Origin of the sequence: Ruminococcus sp. RTP21204st1_B2_RTP21204_210225 (assembly GCF_040914135.1) — a bacterium.
Taxonomy (GTDB): Bacteria; Bacillota; Clostridia; order Oscillospirales; family Ruminococcaceae; genus Hominimerdicola; species Hominimerdicola aceti.
Map to the genome: position 1 here is coordinate 26,192 of NZ_JBCPGA010000021.1, position 11,851 is coordinate 38,042.

The 11,851-nt window shown below is 37.4% G+C and carries 9 protein-coding genes, 1 tRNA gene and 3 pseudogenes; 12 read left to right on the plus strand and 1 reads right to left on the minus strand.

Annotated elements, in window-relative coordinates:
• The first annotated feature begins 71 nt into the window (after positions 1–71).
• The 12 genes and pseudogenes from AB5123_RS08730 (at position 72) to AB5123_RS08785 (ending at position 8,634) form a co-directional block, all read left to right on the plus strand.
• Positions 72–849: pseudogene (locus AB5123_RS08730) on the plus strand (transposase).
• Positions 850–1,039: 190 nt separating this feature from the next.
• Positions 1,040–1,165: pseudogene (locus AB5123_RS08735) on the plus strand (capsular polysaccharide biosynthesis protein CapF); the annotation flags it as partial.
• The gene (locus tag AB5123_RS08740; protein WP_337812529.1) at positions 1,165–1,623 is read left to right on the plus strand and encodes an NUDIX hydrolase; all 459 of its coding nucleotides are present in this window, start codon (positions 1,165–1,167) and stop codon (positions 1,621–1,623) included. The pseudogene AB5123_RS08735 and the gene AB5123_RS08740, both read left to right, overlap by 1 nt.
• A 13-nt stretch (positions 1,624–1,636) precedes the next feature.
• Positions 1,637–3,475 (plus strand): glutamine--fructose-6-phosphate transaminase (isomerizing), encoded by a 1,839-nt coding sequence (gene glmS, locus AB5123_RS08745; protein ID WP_368364709.1) that lies wholly within the window; start codon positions 1,637–1,639, stop codon positions 3,473–3,475.
• Positions 3,426–3,911, plus strand: a complete 486-nt coding sequence (locus AB5123_RS08750) for a VanZ family protein (protein ID WP_368364710.1) — start codon at positions 3,426–3,428, stop codon at positions 3,909–3,911. Before glmS ends, AB5123_RS08750 begins: the two co-directional genes overlap by 50 nt.
• A 42-nt stretch (positions 3,912–3,953) precedes the next feature.
• Positions 3,954–4,028, plus strand: a tRNA-Gly gene (locus AB5123_RS08755).
• Between the two features lie 123 nt (positions 4,029–4,151).
• A pseudogene (locus AB5123_RS08760) lies at positions 4,152–4,691 on the plus strand (polymorphic toxin-type HINT domain-containing protein); the annotation flags it as partial.
• 2 nt (positions 4,692–4,693) lie between these two features.
• Positions 4,694–5,296, plus strand: a complete 603-nt coding sequence (locus tag AB5123_RS08765; RefSeq protein ID WP_117928289.1) for an Imm26 family immunity protein — start codon at positions 4,694–4,696, stop codon at positions 5,294–5,296.
• Positions 5,297–5,398: 102 nt separating this feature from the next.
• Positions 5,399–6,427 (plus strand): polymorphic toxin-type HINT domain-containing protein, encoded by a 1,029-nt coding sequence (locus AB5123_RS08770; RefSeq protein WP_337812526.1) that lies wholly within the window; start codon positions 5,399–5,401, stop codon positions 6,425–6,427.
• 2 nt (positions 6,428–6,429) lie between these two features.
• Positions 6,430–7,215 carry a hypothetical protein gene (locus tag AB5123_RS08775; RefSeq protein WP_118159258.1) on the plus strand — a complete coding sequence of 262 codons (786 nt, stop codon included), beginning with the start codon at positions 6,430–6,432 and terminating at the stop codon, positions 7,213–7,215.
• 60 nt (positions 7,216–7,275) lie between these two features.
• Positions 7,276–8,097 carry a polymorphic toxin-type HINT domain-containing protein gene (locus tag AB5123_RS08780; RefSeq protein WP_368364712.1) on the plus strand — a complete coding sequence of 274 codons (822 nt, stop codon included), beginning with the start codon at positions 7,276–7,278 and terminating at the stop codon, positions 8,095–8,097.
• A gap of 9 nt (positions 8,098–8,106) precedes the next feature.
• Positions 8,107–8,634 (plus strand): hypothetical protein, encoded by a 528-nt coding sequence (locus AB5123_RS08785; RefSeq protein ID WP_117865710.1) that lies wholly within the window; start codon positions 8,107–8,109, stop codon positions 8,632–8,634.
• A gap of 184 nt (positions 8,635–8,818) precedes the next feature.
• Here AB5123_RS08785 and AB5123_RS08790 read toward each other — a convergent pair whose 3' ends face one another.
• Positions 8,819–9,913 (minus strand): site-specific integrase, encoded by a 1,095-nt coding sequence (locus tag AB5123_RS08790; RefSeq protein WP_337812627.1) that lies wholly within the window; start codon positions 9,911–9,913, stop codon positions 8,819–8,821.
• Positions 9,914–11,851: the final 1,938 nt, after the last annotated feature.

The following is an 11,851-nucleotide window of genomic DNA, read 5'->3' on the forward strand; positions in this document are numbered from 1 at the left end:
CCTCTGAAAAAAGTCTGTAAAAAGTCAGTCAACTGTGGTAAAATATAAATAACACAGGAGGCTGATTTTTTATGGGAAGAAGAAAAAGAGAACCAATGAGCGAAGAAAAAAAGAACATCATCGGAATGCTGCTAGAGGAGTATGATATCCGGTCAGCAAAGGATATAGAAGATGCTCTGAAAGATCTTCTTGGCGGCACTATACAGGAAATGCTTGAATCCGAAATGGACGAACATCTCGGATATGGCGCTTATGAGCATTCTGACAATCCGGACTACCGAAATGGTAAGAAACCAAGAAAATACGTGGAAACTTCGGAGAAACGGAAATTGAAGTACCGCAGGATCGCGACGGAACATTTGAGCCAAAGGTCGTAATGAAGCGTCAAAAGGATATTTCAGGTATCGGACCGTTCATCAGGTGCGAAATACGCTGAAATACGTTGGCGAAAAAAACAAGAAAGAATTTGCTAATGATCTGAAAACAATTTACCATGCGCCGTCTGAGGACGCTGCACTTGAACAGCTTGAGCGTGTGACGGAGAAGTGGGAAAAGGATTATCCCAATGCTATGAAAAGCTGGTACAAGAATTGGGACGTCATATCGCCGATTTTTAAGTTTTCAGCGGAGGTCAGAAAGGTCATTTACATCACCAACGCCATCGAAAGCCTTAACAGCGGATACCGCCGTCTGAACAAGCAGAGAAGCGTATTTCCAAGCGATACAGCGCTCCTGAAGGCTCTGTATCTGGCAACCCATGAGATTACAAAGAAGTGGACTCTGCCGCTGAGAAACTGTGGCAGAGTTCTTGGCGAGCTGGAGATCATGTACCCCGACAGGCTTGGCTGAGCGAGCCGCTGAAAATCAGCCTGATTCCATTGCGCTGCGCTCCATTCCAGCAGACTGACTGTTGAAGAAGCTTGACAAATTACGGTATTTATTGTATACTGTAAAAAAAATGAGCGGCTGTTTTTCAAGCCGCTCCACAATATCGTTTTTTATCACTGTTGTTGAATTTACAGAGATTTTTTCGCAGGGCCACATGATACCTGGCTGGACCCATAACATTATCAATCTCAGTGATACGGAGGATCTTGTTACTGTTATGACCTGCAATGAGATATTTGATCCAAGTCACCCTGATACTTTTGGGGAGCCTGTGTAATGTCAGAATACATAAAATCCCTCCGCCAGCACCTAGGCCACACCCCTCTGCTGCAGGTGGGAGCAAGCGTAATAGTAATAAACGAAGCAGGCCAAATGCTCATGCAGCAGAGAACAGACTGCGGAAGCTGGGGATATGCAGGCGGCTCGGTGGAACTTGGAGAGTCTGTTGAGCAAACAGCCGAAAGAGAGCTTTTTGAGGAAACAGGTCTTAAAGCAAAAAAGCTCGAACTGCTTGGCGTCTATTCAGGCGAAAGAATGCAGTATACTTACCCAAATGGCGATAAGGTGTCAAACGTTGATATCGTCTACACCTGCCACGAGTATTCAGGCGAGCTTAAAATGCAGGCTTCTGAGGTGTCGCAGCTTAAATTTATTGATATCTGCGACCTGCCGGAGGATATTTTTCCTCCCAATAGACCTGCTATAGAAGATTACATCAATAAAAATAAAACTTAAAGGAGACACTGTTATGTGCGGAATTGTTGGATTTACTGGAAATAACGAGGCAGCCCCGATCCTCTTGGATGGCCTGTCTAAGCTTGAGTATAGAGGCTATGACTCTGCCGGTATCGCTGTAAGAAACGGTGACGCAGAGCCTGAGATCGTAAAAGCCAAAGGCAAGCTGAAAGTCCTAAAGGAAATGACTAACGACGGAAAAGCTGTAAAAGGTGCTTGTGGTATCGGCCATACCCGTTGGGCTACCCATGGCGAGCCGTCAACTGTAAACGCCCACCCTCATTGCAGCGACGATGAAAATGTTATCGCCGTACATAACGGTATTATCGAAAACTATCAGGAGCTTCGTGAAAAGCTTATCAAAAAAGGATATACCTTTAAGTCAGAAACTGATACCGAAGTTGCCGTAAAGCTTATCGACTATTATTACAAAAAGTACCTGGGTACTCCTGTTGACGCTCTTAATCATGCCCTCGTCCGTATCCGTGGCTCTTATGCCCTCGCTGTTATGTTCAAGGACTATCCCGGTGAGATATATGCCGCAAGAAAAGACAGCCCTATGATAATAGGAGTAACTGGCGGCGAAAGCTACCTCGCCTCTGACGTCCCTGCAATACTTAAGTATACAAGAAATGTCTACTATATAGGCAATATGGAGCTTGCAAAACTTACAAAGGGCGCAGTTGCTTTCTACAACCTCGATGGCGAAGAAATACAGAAAGAAATGAAAACTATCGAGTGGGACGCAGAAGCTGCAGAAAAAAGCGGATATGAGCATTTTATGCTCAAAGAAATACACGAACAGCCAAAGGTGATAAAGGATACTATCAATTCTGTCCTTACAGATGGAAATATTAGCTTTGAAAGCGTCGGACTTTCTGACGAGGATATGAAAAATATCCAGCAGGTGTATATCGTTGCCTGCGGCTCTGCCTACCATGTTGGTATGGTGGCTCAGTATGTTATCGAAGAGCTGACTTCACTATCTGTCCGTGTGGAGCTTGCTTCTGAGTTCAGATACAGACAAATGAAGCTTGCAAAAAATAGCCTCGCTATCATCATCAGCCAGTCGGGTGAAACTGCCGACAGCCTTGCAGCATTAAGACTTTGTAAGGATAAAGGAGTAAAAACTCTCGGTATCGTAAATGTGGTTGGCTCATCGATCGCAAGAGAAGCCGATAATGTCTTCTATACCCTCGCAGGCCCTGAAATATCCGTCGCAACAACTAAAGCCTATAGTTGTCAGCTCGTTGCCGCATATCTCCTTGCAATGCAGTTTGCAAAAGCAAAAGGGGAGATATCCGACGAAAGATTTGCTCAGCTCGTTGAGGAGATCAATACTATCCCTGAGAAGATAGAGAAAATTCTCGAGGATAAGGAGCGCTTGCAGTGGTTTGCTTCAAAGGTAGTGAATATAAAGGACGCATTCTTTATCGGCAGAGGTATCGACTATGCAGTAGGTATGGAGGGAAGCCTTAAGCTCAAAGAAATAAGCTATATCCATTCCGAAGCCTATGCGGCAGGCGAGCTTAAACATGGCCCTATCAGCCTTATCGAGGACGGAACTGTCGTGTTCAGCGTGGTAACTCAGTCTGCACTTTATGAAAAGACCATAAGCAATATGGTCGAGGTAAAAAGCCGTGGAGCAAAGCTTTTCGGACTTACTACCTATGGAAACTATGCTATGGAGGACGTTGCTGACTTCACAGTTTACACTCCAAGGATAGATAACCTTTTTGCGGCAAGCCTTTCAGTAGTACCGCTTCAGCTTTTGTCATATTATGTATCAGTAGGAAAGGGCTATGACGTTGATAAGCCGAGAAATCTTGCAAAGAGCGTTACGGTGGAGTAAAAAGAGAAAAATACTTACAGCGCTGTTTGCAGTGTATATCTTTGCCGTCCTCTGGCTCACACTTTTAGACCGACAGTGGGGCGAACGTCGGGCGGAACTTGTGCCCTTCTGGGAGGTGCGAAACCTTTTGGAGAACATAAGCATCAAGTATCTGCGTGATTTTTGGCTGGTACAGATTTTCGGTAACATTGCAATGTTTATACCTTTGGGCGTTTTGCTGCCATATCTTTGCGGTATCACAAAGTTCAAAAGCGTTTTCCTTATGTCCCTTGCCTTTTCAGCAGGTATCGAGATAACGCAGTATATCACAGGCAGAGGGCTTTGTGAATTTGACGATGTTTTCAACAACACTCTTGGGGCTTGCGTGGGGTTCACATCTTGGCGTTTAAAGATGAGATACAATAAAAAATACAAGAATGAGCAAAGTCCGTGGTAACAGGCTTTGCTCTAAGGCAATATATTTTAGTATTGCCTTTTTGCAAGCATAGTACAATGGTCAGTATACAAGCTTCCCAAGCTTGGGATGCGGGTTCGATTCCCGTTGCTTGCTCCAAATAGCTGAGCAGACGTTTTGCCACGTCTGCTTTTTCTGTATTCGGTTATTGATTTTTTACAGATTTTATAGTATAATTAGGATTGTAAAAATAATTGCTATCAATAACTTGGTTGGACTTTAGCACGTTCACTTCGTGCAGGCGATGTTCTTGTTCTCAGTAATGGTGAACTTGTAACAGTTGAATGGGTTCAGCACGAGATTCTTGAATCACCTATCAAGGTTTATAACTTTGAAGTTGAGGATTTCCATACTTACTTTGTTGGTGAGTGTGGAGTGCTGGTACATAATGATTGTGATGATTTTGATACATGGCTAAGTAAAGGTGATTCCGATAATAGTGTATATTTTGGAAAGATCGACGGTGATTATAAATACACAGGAATAACTAAGCAGTCTAAGAAAGCAAGACTTCAACAGCACAATTACGCTCCCACATCAAAAAGTAAATCAAAGCATATGTCTAAAAATTTTGATGATCTTGATATACAAACAAGTGGATTAACTCGAAATCAAGCGAGAGCAATTGAACAATATTACATAGAAAATGGACCTAATGAATTAAATAAAATTAATAGTATTAGTAATAATCATAGGTATTATGATAAAGCAAATGAATGGGCTGAGAAATATATTGCTGATTATAATTTGCCGAGGTTTTAATTATGAAATATAATGATAATAATATTTTGCTAAAAGAATGGCATGAGAGATATAACAAACAAAATGAGCCTATAAAAAAAGAATTAGACAGATTGCATGACGATTTAGTTCAAGGCAAAAATCATAATTTTCAGTTGCTGAAAATAAAAAGGTCATATAAATATCCCGAAAAAGGTGACATATTTGTTTTCCAGCCACGGCAAAATATATTTTTTTATGGATTGGTTTTGAATGCCCATGTAAATAATATGCAGGGTGAAGATATGTATGTTGTTGCATTGTTCAGAAGTAAATCAAAAAGTGTTGATGAGCTTTCGTTTAAATTAGATTATTCTGAACTTTTGCTTGCGCCGCTTATGGTTGATAGGTTTTATTGGACAAAGGGACTATTTTACAATGTTAGTCATATTGACAATTTAGGAACGCCCCCAAGTTATGGCTTTTTCAAAATAGCACGCGTAAAACCATTTTGGAATGAATTTGACGAACCGCTTGAACAACGTCCCGAATATTTGTCATCTGGTGCTCAAACCTCTGTAGGCGTAGGATATAAAGTTAATAAGGAACTGATTATCAACAAGAAATTATTGGAGTTCGACGATTAGAAAAAATGGATGGTATTCTGATATACATAAAGGTTGTTGATACAATCTATTAAAAATTTAGGGCAGTAATTTAGTGAATTATTGCTCTAAATCACGATAAGAATGCAGTATATTGTAGGCACAGGAGCATTTTCAAAAGCCGGAAAATCATGCAGGCTTTTAACTGCATTCCATAAAACAGGATCAGCAGGAAATCTTATGATCGGCTCATATGAATTGGGAAAAACGGCTGATAAATACATAAGTGGAGATGCAAGTTTCACCTGGGAAGAGATAAAGGGCGACTTATTTAAAGTTGCAATGACAGGAACGTCAATGTGGGGTTCTGCAAAGGACTTTGGCACATCTTATTGCTTTGTTGCTGGTACACTTGTAACTACTGAGGACGGACAAGAACCGATTGAAGAAATCGAAGTCGGCGATAGGGTTCTTTCGGAGGACGAAACAACAGGTGAAGTAGCTGTTAAAACGGTTACTGAAACTTATGTCAATGAGACAGACGAGCTTATTCATATTGGTGTAAATGGCGAAACTATTTCTGCAACACCTAGTCACCCGTTCTATGTTGACAAGCTTGGCTGGACACTTGCAAGAAGTCTCAGAGCCGGAGATGTTCTTGTACTTTCAAATGGCGAACTTGTAACAGTTGAATGGGTTCAGCACGAAATTCTCGAATCACCTATCAAGGTTTATAACTTTGAAGTTGAGGAGTTCCATACTTACTTTGTGGGCGAGTGTGGGGTGTTGGTGCATAATAAATGTACTAATGTACAGGGCTCTGGACATGGTCAAAATCCTAAACATAAAGATACAATTGATGCTACAATGGATGATTTTGCACAGTTTGGATACGGAACTAATGGAAAAGGTGGAGACTATGATGCGATTTATGGAAATAAGGCATTATCCACTGCTGGATTAAAAGGATCACAAAGACCAGATATAATTACAGTAAGGACAGAAAACGGGAAAACAATTTATGATATATACGAGTTTGCTAGCCCATCCCAATATACTGGTTCTACTGCATATAATAATCTAAGAAAGAAAATATCAGCAATGCAATCCCAAAATCCGAATACTGACACAGAATTTTTTAAATTTCATTTATTTGATTGGGGGTCATATTAAAAATGATTATACATAGTAATGATGAATCATTAATATGCCAATTCAATATGAACTATTATCATGATTTGCCACGTTATTTAGCTTTTCAAAGTGAAAAAATATTTTATAACTTTGGATATGAAATAAAAAAAATATATTGGGCAAAAGAAAAAAAACTATGGGCACCACCTTATAAAAGATATAAAGTGTTGCTTGAGTCAGATGAATTTTTAAATCTTGATTTTCAATCAGATTTTAATAGAAAAGATTTTGAGCCTCAGACTAGATTAGATATAGATGTTAATACAAGATACATTAATTCATTGGGAGTGATTAAATATAGTATAATAATAAACGATAAGCAACTATTAAGTAATATTTGGAATACTTACAAAATGTTAATAGAAATAATTTCTAAAATTAAAAATATAAGTATATCTGGTTATTCGTTTTTGTTGCCAAATTATTATGGAGCGGTTTCATTTGCTTCAGGTATACTGCGTAAAATGAATATGCCGTGTTCCTTAAATAATCTAGCTTCTTGGTATTCGAGTTCAGATTTGGTTAATAGCACAATTGGTTTAATTAATTGTTTTTCAGATCTGACCGAATATCAAAATCAATTTTTGATGAATATCTTTGGTAAGGATAATGTCATTAAATTTAGCAATATTACAATCTTTTACAATTCGTATGCTGAAAATCTGAATATTGCAGATTATATAGTATCTGACAATTATAATGAAATTTGCAATATGTTAGAACAGAAATTACCTTTTAAAAGACATATTTACCACAAAGAGTTATAACATTTAACATTTTGAGTGCGTGGTGCACGCGGCTTACATAAAAAATTACCGTGTGCATCAATGTGGGGTTCTGCAAAGGACTTTGGCACATCTTATTGCTTTGTTGCTGGTACACTTGTAACTACTGAGGACGGACAAGAACCGATTGAAGAAATCGAAGTCGGCGATAAGGTCCTTTCGGAGGACGAAACAACAGGTGAAGTAGCTGTTAAAACGGTTACTGACACCTATGTCAATGAAACAGACGAGCTTATTCATATTGGTGTAAATGGCGAAACAATTTCTGCTACGCCGACACACCCATTCTATGTTGATAAACTTGGTTGGACTTTAGCACGTTCACTTCGTGCAGGCGATGTACTTGTACTTTCAAATGGTGAACTTGTAACAGTTGAGTTCGTTCAGCACGAGATTCTGGAATCACCTATCAAGGTTTATAACTTTGAGGTTGAGGATTTTCATACTTACTTTGTGGGCGAAAATGGTATTTTTGTTCATAATGGGTGTGGAATAGAAGAAGTATCAACAAACAACATTAGTAATGAGTCAGCATCCAAAGGAAAGCGTTGGCAAGTGGGAGACCCTATAGACGCGCCAACAGCATCTGGTAAAAATCCTAAGTGGTCTACAGTACGCCAACGTTATTGGAAAAATGAAGCTTACAATAATTCTGGAAATTATAGTGCGAGTGACCTCGCAAGAATGAAAAAGGGTAAAGCACCATCAGTTCAGTATCCAGAAAATGGTCAATGGTATTCAATGGAACTTCATCATAAAGACACTCCACAAAGAGATGGTGGTTCAAATACACTAGAGAATTTACTTCCGGTTTCTCCGTGGAAACATGATGAAATAGATCCTTATAGACACTTTAAGCCTTAGGAGGAAAAAATGAAAGCATTTTCAGTATTATTTCAAGAACGTAATTCCCCTATAATTATTTATAATGGGAAAACCGTATATCGATATTTAAGATGTACAGAAAAAGGAAAATACATATTAAAATTTAGGAATATTAAGACACGAGCTAAGCGTATGCAGTTCTTTATGGTTCATCTTCTTAAAATGGATGGAGAAATCTATGTAAATGATAAACCATTCCTCGTTCCTAAAACGAAATTTCCACAGCTTGCTATAAATGAAGAAGAACTTCGCAATTGTCGCAGTATAATAATTAGTCTCACAAGTGGTCATTTTACCATTTGTAACGGAGAGGACACTTCTGGGGAAGGTTTGTATGCAGATTCTTTGATATTTGGCGCTGCAATTACTATCGATCGGTTAGATGAAGGTTGGTTTAGATTAAACTGCAACGACACAGAAAATGATGACGATTTTGATGATTTGATATTCGAGATGAAAGTCGAAACCAATGACAGAATGATTGATATAATTGAGGAATGGCAGCCGAGATATTGACTGATAAAGCAGCGGCATCCAGTTCGCTTCTTTTCTTATTTAACAGTTATATACAACAAATTTAATATTATGTTGTAGGTCTGCTGATTATAGACAAATAGCTTATCCATATTTGTGTAAACGGTGAAACTATTTCTGCAACACCTAGTCACCCATTCTATGTTGATAAACTTGGTTGGATTCGCTATTTCACTAAGTAATGTAGAATGGTGGTATTCGTGCGGAAGTGGTGGAGTATGAACAAGCTAACATACATCGCCGCAACACGATCGTAGACAATTGGCTTGCCGATTGATAATGCTGCTTCTCTGTTATATCCTCGAAGTCGATAAGGTTTGTCGAGATTCTCCTTGAGCTTTCTCTTGCAACGTTTAAACTCATCCTTGATTTTCTGAATGTATTCTGCACGCTTTGCAGGATCATTTTCCATGTCCTGCAAAACGGCATAGTATGTATTCTGTGCGCACATAGCCCTGCAATAGTGGAGTCCATCCGGGACGCGTGCTTCTGCCTTTGTCAACAAAAAATCATTGCCCGTTTTTTCAGCACGACTAATATATTCTTTTAGCTTTGCCACTGCGACAATTCCTTTCAACACCGTACGATTATGTTTGCCACCCTTTCCAATACTAAAAATGTGGACAGTTTCGCTGTCAATGAATTTAATATCATCGACTTTTAAGTGAGCAAGCTCACGGCGTCGTAAGCCTGTGGTCACTCCAACATCACGAGTTGTTTCACCCGTTTCAGTATTGTATTTTGTCGGATCATTCTTTAAATGAGCTCCATGGCGTGGAGGGTGTCTGTAGTCACTTATTTTTTGACCGAAAATCTTGCATAACGCAGATAGATCAGTGTTGAGAGTGTTAGCTGACAACCCCCTAGCTTCTCGTACATCAATGTATTCTTGTATATATTTTACAGCCTCATTCATTGTTAAATGACTTGTTTGAAACTTTGCATTAAGATATTTGCAGTATTGTTTTAAGACGCCGAGATATCTTTTAAAAGTGCCTTCAGAGAATATCTTCCATTTAAAAGTGTTTATTCCTTTCAAAATTTCTTTGATTTCTTCATCTTTAAAGCCTTTGTTTTTTAGACTCTTAACAGCCTTAGCTTTCTTTCTCTTTTTTAAAACCTTGAATCGGTGTTTCTTTTGACCGAATGAACGCATTCCAGTTAGCCTATTAGTCAAGACATACTGCAACGTGTTGTTACCAATTTCTACCTCTACATTTTTACCGTCAATAATTCTATTTACAATTTTAAACTTGCTCATCGAAATACTCCTTTTTAGGGTCCTTGCTTTGTGTGTGGGTGGGGTCAAGTGCGGTTGATACTAACAGTATAAAGGTGTTATTTAGCAGCACCAAAGGCCAGTGAATCGGATTATAGACCGACCACCAAATGAAGACGCATGTCTTTCGAAAGACATGCTCAGTGGACACCTTTATAGTGTTAGTGGCTCTCTTACGCCGAACCTCGCGCTACTGGTCAGGTAGACTAATTGATCTAAAAAACAATTAGTGGAACCATTTTGGGAGTATTATATTTTTTTATTAATAAATTTGTAAAATGCCAAAAGCTTCTACAAACCGTATGATTTATAATGCAAACTATAACAAAGTGGGTCAGTGCATTTATAATAAAGATCTATGGAATAGACCTTTATTAGATTTTGAATGGAATAGGTTTCATATATGCCAATATTATAAAAAACGATCATATATGCTATACAAGACGTTATTAGTCTTAACTGTTTATTCAACTACATATTTTTTACAAAACTGTTTTTTGCGTTTCCGAAAATCAGGAATGCAATGTTGGACTTTTTTAAACAAGTATTTCCTTGTTAGTATCGTTGAGCTTGTCAATTTCATATTACGTAAATCAATAGCAAATAGTATAGCCTGAATTATTTCAAATTAAAGATATTGTTTTTTTAAATGTAAAATACTTTTGTTGAGCTGACATACCACAATATGGATCATGAGCATGTTCAGATTTTTTATTGTTTTAATTTACTTCAACAAATGTTTCCTGCTGGAATTGCTGAGGTGAATTTTTTGTCATATTTCGCAAACACGACGAAAAAGCAAAAAGAGAGCCCACATTCTTTTTTTACGAATGTGAGCTCTCTATTTTTTGATACAAAAAAAGAGCATCTAAATGACTTAGATACACTAAACTTATACTTCTTTTAACAATTCAATTTTATCATATTTTTATTCAAAAGTCAATGCATTTTATCAATAAAATAAAAATTTATCTGAAGTTTATGCGTTTTCAACAAGGAATAACAAGCGTATTCGGATATAATGTACAAACTGATTGGCGGAAAATATCAACTATCTAAGTTGAACACTCATTATATAATAAGAAAGACAGTGAATTTCACTATTGATAGTATCTTTGTTATAAGCTTGAATAAGTAAAGATACCGAGTAACTTATTATTCTATTTTATTATGAGCAGTATAAGAAAAGAGATAGATATAACATATAAGTCAATTACATCTTTTTTTATATTGCAGCTAATTATAGGTGCTTTGTCAATAAAAACTGAGCCACTTATCCTTATTTCTTATTTATTTGCTTACTTATTATAGTTTTATGTTTATATAAATGAAAATTTGTTGCTTTCTAATGCATTATCTTTAAAACTTCTTGAGCTATTGCTTTTTTAGGGCAAACGTGATACAGAAAATAAACAACTATTATTTGCATTTAAACGATATATCTTCTTCCTTTGTAATATAAGCGGTGCTTTCTTCTTATATATTATAATGAGTAGCTTATTCTTCTTATTTTATCTTATAACAAGAATAAGCAAACATACTGAGTATGTATGATCAAATAAAACTGAACCACTTATCCTTATTTCTTATTTATTGCTTACTTATTATAGCTTTATGTTTATATAAATGAAAACTTGTTGTTTTCTAATTTGCTAACTTCAGATTTTACAGCAATACCGCAAATGAAACATTAACATATTTGTGCAATACGCTGATTTTATCTTTAAAACTACTTGAGCTATTGCTTTTTTAGGGCGAATGTGATATGGAAAAGAAACAACTGTTATTTGCATTAAAACGATATATCTTCTTCCTTTGTAATACAAGAAGCGGTGCTTTCTTCTATATTATAATGAGTAGCTTATTCTTCTTATTTTATCTTATAACAAGAATAAGTAAACATACTGAGTATATATGATC

Coding starts and splice junctions, on each gene's coding strand:
- AB5123_RS08740 (WP_337812529.1), top strand. CDS start 1,165: ATGTCAGAATACATAAAATCCCTCCGCCAGCACCTAGGCCACACCCCT.
- glmS (WP_368364709.1), top strand. CDS start 1,637: ATGTGCGGAATTGTTGGATTTACTGGAAATAACGAGGCAGCCCCGATC.
- AB5123_RS08750 (WP_368364710.1), top strand. CDS start 3,426: ATGACGTTGATAAGCCGAGAAATCTTGCAAAGAGCGTTACGGTGGAGT.
- AB5123_RS08765 (WP_117928289.1), top strand. CDS start 4,694: ATGAAATATAATGATAATAATATTTTGCTAAAAGAATGGCATGAGAGA.
- AB5123_RS08770 (WP_337812526.1), top strand. CDS start 5,399: ATGCAGTATATTGTAGGCACAGGAGCATTTTCAAAAGCCGGAAAATCA.
- AB5123_RS08775 (WP_118159258.1), top strand. CDS start 6,430: ATGATTATACATAGTAATGATGAATCATTAATATGCCAATTCAATATG.
- AB5123_RS08780 (WP_368364712.1), top strand. CDS start 7,276: ATGTGGGGTTCTGCAAAGGACTTTGGCACATCTTATTGCTTTGTTGCT.
- AB5123_RS08785 (WP_117865710.1), top strand. CDS start 8,107: ATGAAAGCATTTTCAGTATTATTTCAAGAACGTAATTCCCCTATAATT.
- AB5123_RS08790 (WP_337812627.1), bottom strand. CDS start 9,913: ATGAGCAAGTTTAAAATTGTAAATAGAATTATTGACGGTAAAAATGTA.